Genomic DNA, 17018 nt, shown 5'->3' with positions numbered 1-17018 from the left:
CCGAGGCGCTAGGCGCTGGCCCATGAGAAACTTGCTGCGCCTGTCCGCCTGTTCGCTTGCTATTGCCTTTGCCGCCCCGCTTGCCGCGCAGGACGATGAGGTCGTCGATGATGAGTTCGGGGCCAGGGAGATCATCGTCACCGGGCGCGGGCTTGATCCGGCGCTGTCGACCGGCATTTACGCCACGACCACGCTGGATCGCGAGGTCATCATCGCCAGCCCCTCTGGCCGGATCGAGGATGTGCTGCGCGGGGTTGCGGGCTTCCAGCAGTTCCGCCGCTCGGACAGCCGCTCATCGAACTCGAGCGCGCAAGGCGTAACGCTCCGCGCGCTGGGCGGCAATGCGACGAGCCGCGCGCTGGTGCTGCTCGACGGGGTGCCGCTGGCCGACCCCTTCTTCGGCTATATCCCGCTGTCCGCTATCGCGCCCGAAACGCTGGGCGAAATACGCGTCACGCGCGGGGGCGGCTCGGGGCCGTTCGGCGCGGGCGCGCTGGCTGGCACGATCGAGCTGGAAAGTGCCGAGCCGGGGGCAACCGCAGGTTTCCTTGGCAGCGCGGCAATCAATGACCGGGCCGAAACCGAGCTTTCAAGCGTGCTGACCCAGCGATTGGGGCGCGGCTTTGCCGTCGCCAGCGGGCGCTGGGATCGGGGGCAGGGGTTCTTCACCACGCCTGAAGACCAGCGACTGCCTGCCACCGCCCGCGCCGCATTCGATAGCTGGAATGCCGCGCTGCGAGCGGTTGCCCCGCTGACCGACGATGTCGAAGTGCAGGCCCGCGTCGCCGCGTTCCGCGATGCGCGCACGCTGCGCTTTGAAGGCGCGGATTCCACCAGCGAGGGCGAGGAAGCCTCGATCCGCTTTGTCGGCCGCGGGGCGTGGGCGTTCGATGCGCTGGCCTATGTGCAAACGCGCGATTTTTCCAACATTGTGATCAGCTCCACCCGCTTTACCCCGGCACTCGATCAGCGCCGCACACCGTCGACCGGGATCGGCGGCAAGTTCGAACTGCGGCCGCCGCTGCTGGAAGGCCACGATATCCGCATCGGCGCCGATTACCGCCGCGCGGAAGGAGAATTGCAGGAAGAAGCGATCAGCGCCTTTACCGGCCTGATTACCGAACGCCGCCGTGCAGGCGGGGCCACTGCGAACCTCGGCCTGTTTGTCGAGGATGACTGGCAGATCGGCCCGCTGCTGGTGAACGGGGGACTGCGCGCGGACCGTTCCAGCATCACCGGGGGGTTCTTTGACGCCGTGACCGCTGCCGGTGTGCCGGTCAGCACGCTGGTGGCGCCTGACCGCAGCGACTGGACGCTGAGCTGGCGTGCAGGCGCATCGCTCAACGCCACCCGCAGGCTCGATCTGCGCGCGGCGGCTTACACCGGGCTGCGCCTGCCCACGCTGAATGAACTCTACCGGCCTTTCGTGGTCTTCCCGGTGGTAACCCAGGCCAATGCGGCGCTGGAGAACGAGCGGCTTGAAGGGTTCGAGATCGGGTTCGATTGGCAGCCGGTCAATGCGCTGGTGCTGTCGGTCACGGCGTTCGACAACGAGGTTGAAAACGCCATCGCCAATGTGACCATCGCCCCCAACCTGCGCCAGCGGCAGAATCTGCCGGCAATCACCGCGCGCGGGATCGAGGCCAAACTGGCAGCCAGGTTCGGCGCGGTCAGCATCCACGGATCAATGGCCTGGACCGACGCCGAGGTGCGCGGGGAGGGCGCATCGCTCAGCCTTGATGGCAATCGCCCGGCACAGACACCGCAATTCGCCACCAGCCTGACCCTCGGCTGGCAGCCCGCGCCCGGCTGGCAACTCGCCGGAACGCTGCGCCATGTCTCGGCCCAGTTCGAAGATGATCTGCAGATGGATCGGCTCGCCCCCGCGACGACACTGGATGCATTCCTGTCCGCTCCGCTGATAAAAAAATTGTCGTTGGTGCTGCGCGCAGAGAACCTGACCGGGGCGGAGATCGTGACGCGCAATCAGGGTGGGTCAATCGATCTCGGCGTGCCGCGCACCGTGTGGCTGGGTTTACGTTACGGATTCTGATGAATTCCAGCTAATCAGAGAAGCGCGCGCAATATAGTTGCTGAATAGAGTGCGCCTGCGAAGTCATGCTGCGCCGCAACACACTATGTTGCATTTTTGATACTATCGCCGAGAACTTCCCTGTTACCCTTGTTAGGCGGCGCAAGGGTGATAGGCTTCCCTCCGCAACGCCAAGCCCGGCGCAAAGACCGGCTGGCATGTGGAGAGAGGGAAAATATGACGCGCAAGTTTGCAACTTTCGCCTGCGGCCTGATGGCCTGCAGCGCATTGACTGCCCCCGCATTCGCTCAGGATGAAACAGCTGACGGCCCCGAGGTTCGGAGCGACAATGTCATCATCGTGACCGCCACCCGCCGCGCGCAGGACGTGCAGGACATTCCGCTGGCGGTTACGGCGATTTCGCCGCAGCAGCTCGATAACCAGGGTGTGGTCAACATCCAGCAAGTCACCGCGCTTGCTCCCAGCTTCAGCAGCTCGCAGGCGCAGCTGGCATCCGGCTCCGTGGTGCTGCGCGTTCGCGGCGTCGGCACGACGTCGAACAACATCGGCTTCGAAAGCGCGGTCGGTATCTTCATTGATGGCGCCTATCAGTCACGCCCCGGCGTTGCGCTTGGTGAATTTGTCGATGTCGAACGGGTCGAAGTGCTGCGCGGCCCGCAGGGCACGCTGTTCGGGCGCAACACTTCTGCCGGCGCGCTCAACGTCACCAATGTTCGCCCTGATGTCACCGAATTCGGCGGCTTCGTGAATGCCGGATACGGCAACTTCAATGAAGTCAGCGTGCAAGGCGCCATCAACGCACCGATTGTGAAAGACACGCTCGCGCTGCGTCTCACCGGCGCCTATCGCCAGCGTGACGGTTTCCTCGATGTGGTCGACCGCACAGGCGCCAAGATTGGCGAAACCAATGATGTCGATCAGTGGCTGGTGCGCGGCCAGCTGGGCTGGGACACCGAAAGCGGCCTACGCGGACGCATCATCGCTGACTATTCCAATAGTCAGGCCAGCTGCTGCGGGGCGATTGAACTGTTTCAGTCACCGTTGGTAACTGGCGGCGCCTATGCTGCGGTCGGCCTGGGCGCAAACGGCGGAAATGGTCAACCATCGGTCGCCACCAGCCGCGATGATCAAGGCGCATTCGAACGGGCGATGGACAACCGTGTTGTGTCGGCCAACTTCGCCCCGCGCGCCGATGTCGACAACTACGGTGTGACCGGCGAACTGGAATTCCCGATTTCCGACAGTGCCGATCTGATCTTCATCGGCTCGTACCGCCATTATGAGAGCTTCGAAGCCTACGATTCCGACTTCACCGGCCTCGATATCTTCAATGTCGATGCCCTGAACCTCGAGATCGATACCTGGACGGCCGAACTGCGCCTTCAGGGCGAAAGTATGGGTGGCAAGCTGAACTACATGGTCGGCGGGTTCTATTCTGACGAAAGGCTCGATCAGTCGATCAGCTTTGCGCTGGGTCAGGACTACGGCGAGAATGTCGGCGCGTTGCTTTTTCCTGCCACTGCAGGTGCGCTTGGGCCCAATCCGCTAACTCTTTTCACCGGAGTGGATCCGGCCGGAACGCGCAACACCAACCGCTTCCAGCAGGATGCAAAGAGCTACGCGATTTTCACGCATAACTCGCTCGAGCTGGCTCAGGGTCTCGAGCTGACACTGGGCGCCCGTTATTCGTGGGAAGAAAAGTCGGGCGGGTTCACGCAGCCGGCAGTCAACAACCAAATATGCCCCGCTACGCTGGGTGCGATTGGGGCGGCCGGCAGGCCCGCAGTGGTACCGGCCTCTCTGGCGCCCACGTTCGTCGCATTGGGTTGCTTCGGCTTCACCGCACCGGCCGACCTGCCGCAAGCCGCCGTGCTGCCGCTGGTGCGCACCTTCCAGTCCGATTTCGATGACGAGGAACTGATCTACACGATCAAGCTCGGCTATGAATTCAGCCCGTTTGTGAACAGCTACGCCAGCTTCACCCACGGCTACAAGGCTGGCGGTATCAACCTTGATACCACTGCAGCAGTTGGCGGGGCAGACCCGACCTTCCTTTCGGAAGAGGTCGATGCTTACGAAGTGGGCGTAAAGGCGCGCACCGCGAATGGCGCGGTGACGCTGAACGTGGCGGCGTTCTACGAAGAGTTCAGCAACTTCCAGGTGCTCGAATTCACCGGGACGGCGTTCGCCACCTTCAACGTGCCCAAGGCTGAAACCAAGGGGATCGAAGTCGAAGGCCTGATCCGGCCCAATGACGAACTTACCCTGAACCTCGGTGCCACCTTGCTCGAAGCAAGCTACCCTGATGATTGCGCAGGCACGCAAACGTCGGTGCAGGTGCTGTCGCTGTGCGGTAATGACCTGACCAATGCGCCGAACTTTGTGGGTCTGATCGGTGCCTTGTGGGAAAAGCCGATCAGCGATTCGACTGAGTTCTTCTTCTCCGGTCAGGTCCGGATGGAGAGCGATCAGCGCACTTCGACCCAGGCGATCATCCTGCCGGGTGCCGCTGAAATCGCAGCCAACGGCGGTCTGCAGCAAGCGATTGACGTAGCCCCGCCGATCATCGCCGACATTCAGGACGGCAAGGCTTTCGTGAACCTGCGTGCGGGCTTGAAGTTTGCCAATGGCGCCTATGCGATCGAAGGCTGGGTCAACAACCTGACCGACGAAGTGGTGCGCGGTGTGACCTTCAACACCACGCTGCGCGGATCGGGTGCGGCGAACTCGCGTTCGGCCTTCACCCTGCCGCCGCGCCAGTACGGCGTGACACTGCGCGCCAAGTTCTAAGGGCGCAGCGCAAGTTAGCTCCGAAAAGGAGCGGGAGAGGGGGCAGCTCGCTTAGGCGAGCTGCCTTTTCTTGTTTGCGAAGGCGCCTCCGCGCCTTCGTCGTCGGGGCTGTTCCTCCGCTACGCTACGGGCCCCTGCGGGCGCGCGGTCGCGCTTGCGACGCATGCGGCGTCGTTCCATCGCCACTTGGCAAGGTGTGGTGCAGGCACGAAAAAGGCGGCCCGTTGCGGGGCCGCCTTCTCCAATTTCAATCCTCACTCCGGAACGGTCGCGCCAGCGACCGCAAGGCCGACCGGCCGTCCGCAGGTGCTCGATCCTGCAAGGATCGAAACGCACCGAGGACGTGCCCGCGGAGGCGGGCACGCATCACATAGAACGCGCGATCAGCATCTTCATGATCTCGTTCGAACCGCCGTAAATCCGCGCAATGCGGGTGTCGCGGTACATGCGGGCGATGGCGTAATCATTGATGTAGCCCGCGCCGCCGTGGAATTGCAGGCACTTGTCGACGACTTCCGATTGCAGCTCGGTGACCCAGTATTTCGCCATGCTGGCGGTGGCGACATCCAGCTTGCTTTCGAGCAGCTTGGCGATGCAATCATTGACGAACACCCGCGCCGCCGTGCCGCGCGCCTTGAGGTCGGCCAGCACGAACTGGGTGTTCTGGAAATCCCAGATCGTCTTGCCGAAAGCCTTGCGGTTCTTGACGTATTCGACCGTCACATCGAGCGCCTTTTCGATCCCCGAAATGGCGTTCATCGCGATCACCAGGCGTTCCTGCGGCAGTTCGCCCATCAGCTGGTAGAACCCGCGCCCCTCGACCCCGCCGAGCAGATTGTCCGCCGGAATGAAGACGTTATCGAAGAACAGCTCGCTGGTGTCCTGCGCATCCAGCCCGATCTTGTCGAGCTTCTTGCCGCGCGCAAAGCCTTCCGCGCCGTCAGTTTCGAGCAGCAGCAGCGAAATGCCCTTGGCACCTTCCGCCGGATCGGTCTTGGCGACGACGATGATGAAGTCCGCCAGTTGACCGTTGGAAATCCACGTTTTCGAGCCGTTGAGGCGGTAGCCGTTGCCATCTTGCAGCGCGGTGGTCTTGATCGATTGCAGATCAGACCCGGCATCAGGCTCGCTCATCGCGATCGCGCTGACGAGGTCGCCTGCGACAAGGCGCGGCAGGTATTTCTGCTTCTGCTCCTCGGTGCCGTGACGCACCAGATAGGGCAGGATGATCGTGTTGTGCAGGCTTGCGCCGAAGCCGTCGACCCCGTGTTTGCCCTGCTGGTCGATCACCACCATGTCGTGCCGGAAATCGCCGCCGTGGCCGCCATATTCGGTCGGCACCGACACGCCAAGCAGCCCTGCTGCGCCCGCTTCGCGCCAGAATTCGCGTTCGACCATCCCGTCCTCGCGCCATTTCTCGACCCGCTTTTGCGGGGCGTGCTGGGCATAGAACTTGCCGACCGCGTCGGCGAAGATGGCGATTTCCTCTTCTTCCATGAAGGCTGGCTGCGGCACATCAATGACGGGCATTTCTCTCTCCTGTGATCCCAAAACGTCTGGCGCGCCTCGATCCCGGCGGGGCCCCTGCCAGCGCCAATGATTCTACTTCGTAGAGCTTCGCTTCCACGTGAAACATCGACCTGGCCTGCATCAAGCGGGGGTCTAACCGGCATCAAGATCGACCTGGCACCGGTATTTTCCCGCCTGCCACGGGGAAACGCGGGCCTGTTCTTACTTGCCCGTCCAGTTCGGCTTGCGCTTTTCAGCGAAAGCGGCCGCACCTTCGCGGGCATCGTGGCTGACGAACACCGGGCCGATCAGCTGGCCCTGCTTGGCATAGCGGTCTTCCATCGCCCAGCCGCGCGATTGCTTCATCACTGCCTTGGACACCTTTACCGCCAGCGGGCCATTGGCTGCAATCTTCGCCGCCAGCGCCTTGGCACCTTCAAGCGCCGGACCTTCGGTCACTTCGTTGATCAGGCCCAGCTGATAAGCGCGCTCTGCCCCGATAAAATCGCCGGTCAGCGCCAGTTCCAGCGCGATGCGTTCGGGGATCTGGTCAGGCAGCATCATCACGCCGCCCGCCGCTGCCACAAGCCCGCGCTTCACTTCGGGAATGCCGAACTTCGCATTGGCGTTGGCCACCACCAGATCGCAGGCGATCATCAGTTCCAGCCCGCCTGCCAGCGCATAGCCTTCCACCGCCGCGATCAGCGGCTTTGCGGGCGGAGCCTGCACCACGCCGCCAAACCCGCGCCCTTCGACGCTGGGGGTTTCGCCGCGCAGAAAGCCTTTGAGATCCATGCCCGAACAGAAGGTGCCGCCCGCCCCGGTGATGATGCCGACGCGCAGATCGTCTTCCGCATCCAGCCGGTCCATCGCGGCCGCGATTCCTTCGGCAGCAGCGCGGGTCATCGCGTTTTTGGCTTCGGGACGGTTGATGGTGACGATGAGGACGCCGTCCTCCACTTCGGTCAGCACTTCGGGTGCGGTGGTGTCGCTCACAATCATTATCCTCTCTTTGGCCCTATCGAATTTGCCATTGCAATTTGAAACGCAATTCTTGTGCGAGTGGTGCAGCGGGTTTACGGATGCGTCAACCGCATTTTCGCTACATCGGGAGAGGAATATCATGGCCGAGGCTTACATCATCGACGCAGTGCGCACCCCGCGCGGGATCGGCAAGCAGGGCAAGGGCGCGCTGGCTGCCGAACATCCGCAGCATCTGGCCGCGACCGTGCTGAAAGCGATCAAGGACCGCAACGGTCTGGACACCGCCACCGTTGATGACGTGATCTGGTCGGTTTCAACGCAGGACGGGATGCAGGCGGGCGACATGGGCCGCATGGCCGCGCTGGATGCGGGCTTTGACATCACCTCGTCGGGCACCACGCTCGATCGTTTCTGCGGCGGCGGGATCACCAGCGTGGCGCTGGCATCGGCGCAGGTGATGAGCGGGATGGAAGATTGCGTGATCGCGGGCGGCACCGAGATGATGAGCCTGACCGGCGCGATGGCGCAGGAAAAGATGAAGGCCGGGATCAAGCCGCCGATGATGGGCAGCTATAATGAACGCCTTCAGGCCGTGCATCCGCAGTCGCATCAGGGCATTTGCGGCGATGCTATCGCCAGCATGGAAGGCTTCACCCGCGAAGAACTGGACGAAGTCGGATACCGTTCGCAGCAGCGTGCTGCCGCTGCGATGGCGGCCGGGCATTTCGCCAAATCGGTGGTGCCGGTGGTGGCCGACGATGGCACCGTGCTGTTGGATCACGATGAATACCCGCGCCCGCAAACCACCCGCGAAGACCTTGCCAACCTGCAACCGGCCTTCCCCAAGATCGCCGATGTGCCGCTGGACGCCAATGGCACCACCTTCCGCAAGCTGATCAACCAGAAATATCCTGATCTGGACATCCAGCATTTCCACCATGCGGGCAATTCTTCCGGTGTGGTCGATGGTGCTGCGGCGGTGCTGATTGCTTCCAAGGACTATGCGCAAAAGCACGGGCTGAAGCCGCGCGCGCGCATCGTCGCCACCTGCAACATGGGCGATGATCCGACACTGATGCTGAACGCTCCGGTGCCGGCGGCCAAGAAGGTGCTGGCGAAGGCTGGCCTCACCACCGACGATATCGACCTGTTCGAAATCAACGAAGCCTTTGCGGTCGTCGCCGCCAAGTTCGTGCGCGATCTGGAGCTTGATTGGGACAAGGTGAACGTCAACGGCGGTTCCATCGCTCTGGGCCACCCGATCGGCGCGACCGGATCGATCCTGATCGGCACCGTGGTGGACGAGCTGGAACGGCGCGGCGGGCGTTATGGCCTTGTCACCATGTGCGCGGCGGGCGGCATGGCCCCTGCGATCATCGTCGAACGGGTCGAAGACTTTGTCGACTGAGGTGCCAGATAACACCCCGGTCATCATCGGGGTGGGCCAATATTCGGAGAGGGTGGGCGAGCCGGGCTATGCCGCCCTCTCCTACATGGACTTGGCCGGACGGGCGCTGGCAGAGGCGATTGCGGATTCCGGGGCGAGCGGTTCTGTGGCCGATGCCATCGACACCCTCGCCGCGATCCGCGCCTTTGAAATGTCGCGGCCTGACAGGAAGCCGCCGTTCGGCGCGGCGGATAATGTGCCGCGTGCGATTGCCAAGCGCGTGGGCGCAAACCCGGCGCGGGCGATCCTCACGACCACCGGCGGGCAGGCCAACCAGCAATTGGTGGGCGAGTTTGCGCAGGCCATCGCGGCGGGGGAAAGCCAGTGTGCGGTGATCGTCGGTTCCGAAGCGATCTCAACCGTGCTGGCGCTGTCGGCCAAGGGCGAGACGCCTGACTGGTCGGAGGAGATCGGCGGGGACTTTGAAGATCAGGGCTTCGGGGTCGATGAACTCATGGAGCCCGCGCTGTTTGCGCATGGCGCAAGCGGGGCAATCCCGCTTTACGCGCTGGCGGAGAATGCGCGGCGCCACCGGCTGGGCATGGGGCTGGAGGAATACCGGCTGGAAATCGGTACACTATTTGCGCCTTTCACCAGGGTGGCAGCGGCGAACCCGCATTCCGCGGCTCCGGTCGTGCGCACGGCAGAAGAACTCGCCACCGTCACCGACCGCAACCGCATCGTCGCAGAACCCTATCCGCGCATGACCGTGGCGCGCGATCAGGTGAATCAGGCGGCGGCGATTATCGTGTGCAGCGCCGGTCTGGCTCGCCAGCTTGGCGTGCCGGAGGACAAGTGGGTGCATATCCACGCCGTCACCGCCGCGACCGAATTGAAGCTGTCACAGCGGCCTGACTTGGCGGGCAATCCCGCCTCGCTCGCATCCGTCGATGCCGCGCTGGCGCGGGCGGGGAAGGGCATGGCCGACATGGTGTACCTCGACTTCTATTCGTGTTTTGCGATTCCCGTCTTCAACCAGTGCGACCATTTCGGGCTGGCGGTGGACGACCCGAGAGGTCTCACTCTGACGGGCGGCCTGCCGTTCTTCGGCGGGGCAGGGAACAATTATTCGGCCCATGCCATCGCCGAGGCGGTGCAGCGGGTGCGCGGTGACCGGGGCAGTTTCGCGCTGGTCGGGGCGAATGGCGGCTGGATGAGCAAATATGCCACCGGCATCTACTCGACCGAGCCTGCCGATTGGAGCGCGAATGATCGCTTCGCCGTGCTGCCCAAGGCGACCGACACAGTGGCACTGGCCAAGGGGCCGGTGGATAGCGCGGTGGTCGAAACCTACACCATCAACCGCAGCCCCAAGGGTGCCGAAGCGATCTTCATCGGCCGCAGCGACGCAGGCGAGCGGGTGGTGGGCAATGCCGACTTGGCCGACCCTGCAACCGCTGCGGCGTTCGAGGGGGGTGAGCCATTCGGCGCACGCCTCGCCCTGACGCAGGATGATCGCGGGCGGACGCTGGGGCGCATCACCTGACCTTGGGCCTGACCTTGCGCGAATCGCTGGTTTCGGGTATTTGGTTTCAATTGAAACTAAATCGCCAGCGGGGACTGCACCGATGAATGCACCGACAAAAGACCTGTTCGAAAACCCTGTGGGCCTCGACGGGTTCGAATTCGTCGAATTCTGCGCGCCGGAAAAGGGCGTGCTGGAACCGGTGTTCGAAGCGATGGGCTTCACCCGCGTGGCGCATCACCGTTCGAAGGATGTCGATCTGTGGCGGCAGGGCGGCATCAACCTGATCGCCAATTACGAACCGCGCAGCGCGGCTTGGTATTTCGCGCGCGAACATGGCGCGTCGGCCTGCGGGATGGCGTTCCGCGTGCGCGATGCGGCCAAGGCCTACGATCATCTGATCGCCAAGGGCGCGGAACCCGTCGCCAACGAACCCGGCCCGATGGAACTGCGCATCCCGGCCATCCGCGGCATCGGCGGGGCGATCCTCTATCTGGTGGATCGTTACGCGGGCGCGGGCAATAATCTGACCATCTACGACATTGATTTCGAGTATCTGCCCGGCGTTGATCCCTATCCGGTGGGCGCGGGCTTCCACACCATCGATCACCTTACCCACAATGTTTACACCGGGCGGATGAAGTACTGGGCCGATTACTACGAGACCCTGTTCAACTTCCGCGAGATCCGCTTCTTCGACATCAAAGGCGAATATACTGGCCTCACCAGTAAGGCGCTGACCGCGCCCGACGGCAAGATCCGTATCCCGCTGAATGAAGAGGGCGAAGGCGGTAAAGGCCAGATCGACGAGTTCCTGAAAGCTTTCAACGGCGAAGGCATCCAGCACATTGCGCTGATCTGCGATGATCTGGTGGCGTGCTGGGACCGCCTCAAGGCGCTGGGCGTGCCCTTCATGACCGCGCCGCCTGCTGCCTATTATGCGATGCTGGAAGGTCGCCTGCCGGGCCACGGCGAGGATGTGGACGCGCTCCAGATGCGCGGCATTCTGCTGGATGGCACAACGGAAGGCGGCAGCCCCCGCCTGCTGCTGCAGATCTTCGCGCAGGCGCAGGTCGGGCCGGTGTTCTTCGAATTCATCCAGCGCAAGGGCGACGACGGCTTTGGCGAGGGCAACTTCAAGGCCCTGTTCGAAAGCATGGAACGCGACCAGATCGAACGCGGCGTGCTGTCGGTAGAGGAACAGGCACAGTGACCGCCCACCCCATCGCCCTCGCCGGAATCCACCACGCCGCCTATCGCTGCAAGGACGCGAAGGAGACGGTGGAATGGTACGCCCGCGTGCTGGGCATGACCTACACCACCGCCTTTGCCGAGGATCACGTGCCCTCCACCGGCGAATATGATCCCTACATGCACATCTTCCTCGACGCGGGGAACGGCAATATTCTGGCGTTTTTCGAACTGCCCAACCAGCCGGACATGGGCCGCGATCCCAACACCCCGCAATGGGTGCAGCATCTGGCGCTGAAGGTGCCTTCGGAAGAGGCGCTGCTCGCCGCCAAGGCCCATATCGAGGCGCAGGGGATCGACGTGCTCGGCCCGACGCATCACGGCATCTTCAAATCGATCTACTTCTTCGATCCCAACGGCCACCGCGTGGAACTCGCTGCCGATATCGGCACGGCGGAGCAATATGCCGAACTCGCCCGCGTGGCGCCCGTGATGCTGGAGGAATGGTCGCAGACCAAGAAAGCCCCGCGCCACGCTGATTGGCTGCATGAACTGGCCCGCGCGGAGCATGCATCCAAGGGCTGACTTTCCTTTCCGGCAGGGCGATGTGCCGCTCACCTGATGTTCAGCAAAAGGCCCGTATTGATGAACGCGAACGGACCTGACCCCGCAGGCCCGTGGGCGCCACTTTATTGGCTGAGGCCACAGGTTGATGGCGCCCTGCTTGCCGCTGGCAATGAAAGGAATAAATGATGCGACCCCTCCCGATTCTGACTGCAGGCGCGATTGCCTTTGCTCTGGCAGCCCCTGCCATGGCCGCTCCCGACGGCAAGCGCGCAGGCTATGATCGCAGCGAGCCGATGGCCCGCGCCGAAATGATGGCCAAGGTCGATCAGCGTTTTGCCAAGCTGGACGCCAATGGCGATGGCGCGATCGATGCCGCTGAAATGGCCGCTCACCGCGAAGCCATGAAGGCTGCACGCGCCGAGCGGATGGCCGCGATGAGCGAAGAGGACAAGGCCAAGCGACAGGCCAGGATGGAAGAGCGCCGCGCGGCGATGAAAGAGCGCTGGGCCAAGCGCGCCGCCAGCGGCACCGAGGCGCGCGGTGAGCGGGCCAAGGGCAAGCGCGGCTGGCTGGCGCGGATGGATGCCGATGGCGACGGGCTGATCACCAGCGAAGAGTTTTCGGCGCGTGCTGCGGCGCGGTTTGACCGTCTCGATGTCAATGGTGACGGCATCGTCACCCCTGAAGAACGCAAGGCTGCGCGCGGCACCGCAAAGGGCTGACATGCGCTGATATTCCCCGGCAGGCGAGGCCCCTTGCGGGCTGGCCTGCCGGGCTTTTTGCGCCAGTCCAGCCGACGCCGCATACTCACCCCGAGCCCCCTATCAGGGGAGGGGCTTTCAAATTGATCCAACGCAAAGCGCAGCTGCGCCCTTTCCCGCACTTTGGGCCATCCAAGGAGGGGGAATCGGTTCATGCGCATTCTGTTCGTTCATCCCAATTACCGTTCCGGCGGGGCAGAGATAGCGGGAACCTGGCCGCCCGCCTGGGTGCCCTATCTCACCGGGCCGCTGCGCCGCGCCGGGTTTGACGATATTCACTTCATCGACGCGATGACCGAAGGCCTGTCTGATGACGATCTGGCCGAGCGGATGCGCGCATTGCAGCCCGATGTCGTCGGAACCACCGCGATCACGCCTTCGATCTACGCCGCCGAACGCGTGCTGGAGGTCGCAGCGCTCACCGTGCCGCGTGCGGTGCGGGTGCTGGGCGGCATCCACGCGACTTTCATGTACGGGCAGGTGCTGGCTGAAGCGCCGCATATCGACGTGATCGTTCGCGGCGAGGGCGAGGAGATTGCGGTCGAACTGTTCACCGCGATTGCCGAAGGCCGCTGGCTCGATGACCGGGCGCGGATCAAGGGCCTCGCCTACCGCGACGGCGAGAAAATCATCGCCACCGAAGCCGCGCCCACGATCAAGGACATGGGTTCGATCAAGCCCGATTGGGATATCCTCGACTGGGATCAGTACAAATACATTCCGCTCGGCACCCGCGTTGCCATTCCCAACCTCGCACGCGGCTGCCCCTTCACCTGCTCGTTCTGTTCGCAATGGAAGTTCTGGCGCGACTACCGCGTGCGCGACCCGAAAGACGTGGTCGACGAGATTCAGGAACTCCATGAAAAGCACGGCGTCGGCTTCTTCATCCTTGCGGACGAGGAGCCGACCATCAACCGCAAGACCTTCGTCCGCTTCTGTCAGGAGCTGATCGACCGCGGCCTGCCCGACAAGGTGAAATGGGGCATCAACACCCGCGTCACCGATATCTACCGCGACAAGGAACTGCTGTCTTTCTACCGCCGCGCGGGTCTCGTCCACGTCAGCTTGGGCACCGAAGCCGCCGCACAGATGAAGCTCGACCGTTTCAACAAGGAAACCAAGGTCGGCGAGAACAAGGAGGCGATCCGGCTCCTTCGCGAAGCCGACATTTTCGTCGAAGCGCAATTCATCGTCGGGCTGGACAATGAAACCGCCGAGACGCTGGAGGAAACCTATCAGATGGCGTGGGACTGGCAGCCCGATCTCGCCAATTGGGCGATGTACACACCGTGGCCCTACACGCCCTTGTTCGAAGAGCTGAAGGATCAGGTCGAGGTCCACGACTTCTCGAAATACAACTTCGTCACCCCGATCATGAAGCCCGCCGCGATGGAGCGCGGGGAACTGCTCAACGGGGTGATGAAGAACTACCGCCGGTTTTATATGCAAAAGGCGCTGTTCCACTATCCGTGGCGCGGCACCGGTTTCCGGCGGCGGTATCTGCTGGGGTGCCTCTATGCCTTCCTGCGGGCGGGCTTCAAACGTACCTTCTATGATCTGGGCAAAGCCGGATACTGGGGGCCGCAGACCGCGAAAAAGGTCGATTTCCACTTCGATGAAAGCCGCGCCGCCGCCGCCGATGCCGCGACCGACTGGCAGACCAACGCCGACAAAGCCGCACAGGCGCAGGAACGCCGGGATGCCGTGCGCGCGCAGATGAAAGCGCGCGGCGATGAACGGGCGCAAACACGCGCCAAAGACCGGCTGGAGCTGTAACCATGGCAAGCCTGGCGCACAGCAAGAGCGCGCTGATCGGGCCGAATGCGGTGCTTCAGGCGGTGGCGGTGATGGAGGACAGGCTGGGGCAGGCCGAAACACAGGCGATCCTCGCCGATGCCCGGATCGGCGCGCTTCCTTCGGGCGACCACATGATCCCCGAAATCGAGGCGCTTCGGCTCCATCGCTGGCTGGCGTTGCACGATCCCGTCGGCAGCTTCACCATCGCCGAAGAAGCGGGCGCCCGCACCGCCGATTACATCATCGCCAACCGCATTCCGCAGCCTGCGGTGTGGCTGCTGCGGCGTTTGCCCGCGATGCTCGCCGCACCGCTGCTGATGGCGGCTATCGGTAGACATGCGTGGACTTTCATCGGCGCCGGGTCATTTTCCGCACAAGGGGCGTGGGCTTTCACGATCGATCGCACCGCAGCCGATGACCCGGTTCCGCCGCCCGACAGTCTGTTTCACTGGTATGCAGCGGTGTTCACCCAACTTTACCTGCAGTTGGTTGCAGATGACTGTAACTGCACTATTGTTGGTGCCCCGCTAGACCGGCCGTTGTCGGTTTTATACAATATAACGCGGCGGCAAAATCGGGCGTCAGAGTAACGGGTCTGAGTCCAGCGTTTTATTTTACTTCTCTACGTTGACTCGCTTAGCGGGGCTTAATATCCGGTAAACCACTGACTGGTTCGCGCGGTTAACCTAGCGGACAACCCATAAGCAGTTCCGGGGGGAAGCTGAATGAAGTTTGCTACAGCCCACATTGGCGCATTTGTTTCGCTGTGCGCGATTGCCACAGCCGCGCCGGCGCTGGCACAATCGAACGGGCAATCAGCGAACGATCTGCGCCTCCCCGATACCCAGCGTGACGAGCAGGCCCAGGGCGTGCGCGTTGATCGCGATGGCGGGATGAAGGCGCCGTGCCCGTTCGACGGCAGCGATCTCAAGGTCACCATCAACAAGTTGCAGTTCGGCAAGGCTGGCGGCGGCGAGCTGGATGAAAAGCTGGCGCGGTCGCTTGCGCGCGTGTCTGCACCCCAGGGGATGCAATCAATCGCGGTGGTTTGCGACGTGCGCGATGCCGCGAATCAGGCGCTGCGCGAAGACGGCTGGATTGCCAGCGTGCAGGTGCCGCAGCAGGATTTGGCCGATACACTGCGGCTTGACGTGATTTCGGCGCGCATCTCGGAAATCCGCGTCAACGGCAATGCTGGCCCCTATCGCAATGCGCTGTCCAATGTGCTTGAACCGTTGCAGGCGCTCGATCCGCTGAACGAACGCGATGCCGAACGTATTCTGCTTAACGCCAATGACATTCCTGGGCTGAGCGTGCGGTTGGCGCTGGCGCCATCGGGCGAAGCGCCCGGTGTGGTGATCGGCAACCTTTCCGTCGATTTCCAGCGTTACGCCGCGTTCTTCAATGTCCGCAATTACAACGCCCGCAGCATCGGGCGCGAGACCGCGTTTGCGCGGGTGGATATCAACGGCCTGACCGGGCTTTCGGACGTGACCTTCATCGGCGCGCAGACCACCATCGATTTCGAAGAACAGACCATCGTGCAGGGCGGCCATGAATTCGGGCTGGGCGGCAGCGGGCTGCGGCTGGGCGGTCAGGTGACCTATGCCTGGGCGAAGCCGACGATCCAGAACCTCGATCTTGAAACCGATACGCTGCTGGCGAACATCGCGCTGACCTATCCGCTGGTGCGCACCCCGCTCAAGCAGACGGATATTTCGCTCGGGTTCGATTACATCGATCAGGACAATACGGTCGGCGTGACCACGCTCAGCAAGGATGCGCTGCGCACGCTGTATCTGCGGGCCGAAACGCGGGGCCGCAAGACCCGGCTCGACCGTTCGACCTGGCTGAGTTACGCGGCCTTTACCGAAGTGCGCAAGGGCCTCAGCCTGTTCGGCGCGACAGAATTCGGCGGGGCGTTCGGCTTTGCCCAGACCGACGGTATTTCCGCCTCTCGTCCGTTCGGCAAATCCACTGCGCTGGTGGTGCGCGGCGGCTTTGATGCGACCTGGTATCTCAACCAGACCTTCGATCTGCGCACCCGCGTCGAAGGCCAGTGGACCGATGATCCGCTGCTCAACTTCGAAGAATATTCGATCGGCAACCTCAGCATCGGGCGCGGTTATGATCCGGGCGCGAACAGCGGCGACCGCGCGATCGGCTTCTCGGTCGAACCGGGCGTGACCCTGTTCGATGACATGAAGCACCGCCTGCAGGCTTTCGGCTTCTACGACATGATCAAGCTGGAAAACCTCGATCCCAATACCCCTTCGCCCGAACGCACGCTCGCGTCGGTCGGCGGGGGGCTGCGATATTCGCTGGGGCAAGGCCTCAATATCGAAGTCGCCTACGCCAAGCCGCTCGACAAGGCCTTGGCATTCGATGCGGAAAAACCGCCTGAGCGCGTGCTGTTCACGCTCACTACCCGCTTCCCGGCACTGTTCCGTTGAG

General features: G+C 63.1%; 12 protein-coding genes. 10 read left to right on the top strand and 2 right to left on the bottom strand.

Annotated elements, in window-relative coordinates:
* The first annotated feature begins 22 nt into the window (after positions 1-22).
* Positions 23-2053: a TonB-dependent receptor plug domain-containing protein gene (locus IP79_RS06305; RefSeq protein ID WP_054118436.1), complete on the top strand. Its 2031-nt coding sequence runs from the start codon at positions 23-25 to the stop codon at positions 2051-2053.
* Positions 2054-2269: 216 nt separating this feature from the next.
* A complete protein-coding gene (locus tag IP79_RS06300) occupies positions 2270-4843 on the top strand; it encodes a TonB-dependent receptor (protein WP_233994105.1) in 2574 nt (857 codons plus the stop codon).
* Between the two features lie 366 nt (positions 4844-5209).
* On the opposite strand, the gene IP79_RS06295 is transcribed toward IP79_RS06300, so the two are convergent.
* Positions 5210-6373 carry an acyl-CoA dehydrogenase family protein gene (locus tag IP79_RS06295; RefSeq protein WP_054118435.1) on the bottom strand — a complete coding sequence of 388 codons (1164 nt, stop codon included), beginning with the start codon at positions 6371-6373 and terminating at the stop codon, positions 5210-5212.
* Between the two features lie 201 nt (positions 6374-6574).
* Positions 6575-7354, bottom strand: coding sequence for a crotonase/enoyl-CoA hydratase family protein (locus IP79_RS06290; protein WP_156318153.1), 780 nt, complete (start codon positions 7352-7354; stop codon positions 6575-6577).
* A gap of 121 nt (positions 7355-7475) precedes the next feature.
* On the opposite strand from IP79_RS06290, the gene IP79_RS06285 reads away from it, so the two are divergent.
* The 8 genes from IP79_RS06285 to IP79_RS06250 all read left to right on the top strand — a co-directional run bounded on the left by IP79_RS06285 (position 7476) and on the right by IP79_RS06250 (position 17017).
* Positions 7476-8744 carry an acetyl-CoA C-acetyltransferase gene (locus tag IP79_RS06285; protein ID WP_054118434.1) on the top strand — a complete coding sequence of 423 codons (1269 nt, stop codon included), beginning with the start codon at positions 7476-7478 and terminating at the stop codon, positions 8742-8744.
* A 1-nt stretch (position 8745) separates the two neighbouring features.
* Positions 8746-10269 carry an acetyl-CoA acetyltransferase gene (locus tag IP79_RS06280; RefSeq protein ID WP_054118433.1) on the top strand — a complete coding sequence of 508 codons (1524 nt, stop codon included), beginning with the start codon at positions 8746-8748 and terminating at the stop codon, positions 10267-10269.
* Between the two features lie 82 nt (positions 10270-10351).
* The gene (hppD, locus tag IP79_RS06275) at positions 10352-11461 is read left to right on the top strand and encodes a 4-hydroxyphenylpyruvate dioxygenase (protein ID WP_054118432.1); all 1110 of its coding nucleotides are present in this window, start codon (positions 10352-10354) and stop codon (positions 11459-11461) included.
* Complete coding sequence (locus IP79_RS06270) at positions 11458-12024, top strand: VOC family protein (protein ID WP_054118431.1); 567 nt, start codon at positions 11458-11460, stop codon at positions 12022-12024. Before hppD ends, IP79_RS06270 begins: the two co-directional genes overlap by 4 nt.
* Positions 12025-12188: 164 nt before the next feature.
* Positions 12189-12728 carry an EF-hand domain-containing protein gene (locus IP79_RS06265; RefSeq protein WP_054118430.1) on the top strand — a complete coding sequence of 180 codons (540 nt, stop codon included), beginning with the start codon at positions 12189-12191 and terminating at the stop codon, positions 12726-12728.
* Positions 12729-12920: 192 nt separating this feature from the next.
* Positions 12921-14543, top strand: a complete 1623-nt coding sequence (gene bchE, locus IP79_RS06260; RefSeq protein WP_054118429.1) for a magnesium-protoporphyrin IX monomethyl ester anaerobic oxidative cyclase — start codon at positions 12921-12923, stop codon at positions 14541-14543.
* A 2-nt stretch (positions 14544-14545) separates the two neighbouring features.
* Positions 14546-15154: a bacteriochlorophyll 4-vinyl reductase gene (bchJ, locus tag IP79_RS06255; protein ID WP_054118428.1), complete on the top strand. Its 609-nt coding sequence runs from the start codon at positions 14546-14548 to the stop codon at positions 15152-15154.
* A 135-nt stretch (positions 15155-15289) separates the two neighbouring features.
* Positions 15290-17017 (top strand): ShlB/FhaC/HecB family hemolysin secretion/activation protein, encoded by a 1728-nt coding sequence (locus IP79_RS06250; RefSeq protein ID WP_054118427.1) that lies wholly within the window; start codon positions 15290-15292, stop codon positions 17015-17017.
* Position 17018 lies beyond the last annotated feature (1 nt).

Origin of the sequence: Porphyrobacter sp. AAP60 (assembly GCF_001296025.1) — a bacterium.
Taxonomy (GTDB): domain Bacteria; phylum Pseudomonadota; class Alphaproteobacteria; order Sphingomonadales; family Sphingomonadaceae; genus Erythrobacter.
Note: the sequence above shows the minus strand (reverse complement) of the source record. Positions and strands in the feature narration are given on the sequence as shown.

What these genes read in the sequence shown, in the direction of transcription:
- bchE (WP_054118429.1), top strand. Translation starts at nt 12,921, where the DNA reads ATGCGCATTCTGTTCGTTCATCCCAATTACCGTTCCGGCGGGGCAGAG.
- IP79_RS06295 (WP_054118435.1), bottom strand. Translation starts at nt 6,373, where the DNA reads ATGCCCGTCATTGATGTGCCGCAGCCAGCCTTCATGGAAGAAGAGGAA.
- IP79_RS06290 (WP_156318153.1), bottom strand. Translation starts at nt 7,354, where the DNA reads ATGATTGTGAGCGACACCACCGCACCCGAAGTGCTGACCGAAGTGGAG.
- IP79_RS06305 (WP_054118436.1), top strand. Translation starts at nt 23, where the DNA reads ATGAGAAACTTGCTGCGCCTGTCCGCCTGTTCGCTTGCTATTGCCTTT.
- bchJ (WP_054118428.1), top strand. Translation starts at nt 14,546, where the DNA reads ATGGCAAGCCTGGCGCACAGCAAGAGCGCGCTGATCGGGCCGAATGCG.
- IP79_RS06300 (WP_233994105.1), top strand. Translation starts at nt 2,270, where the DNA reads ATGACGCGCAAGTTTGCAACTTTCGCCTGCGGCCTGATGGCCTGCAGC.
- hppD (WP_054118432.1), top strand. Translation starts at nt 10,352, where the DNA reads ATGAATGCACCGACAAAAGACCTGTTCGAAAACCCTGTGGGCCTCGAC.
- IP79_RS06285 (WP_054118434.1), top strand. Translation starts at nt 7,476, where the DNA reads ATGGCCGAGGCTTACATCATCGACGCAGTGCGCACCCCGCGCGGGATC.
- IP79_RS06250 (WP_054118427.1), top strand. Translation starts at nt 15,290, where the DNA reads ATGAAGTTTGCTACAGCCCACATTGGCGCATTTGTTTCGCTGTGCGCG.
- IP79_RS06265 (WP_054118430.1), top strand. Translation starts at nt 12,189, where the DNA reads ATGATGCGACCCCTCCCGATTCTGACTGCAGGCGCGATTGCCTTTGCT.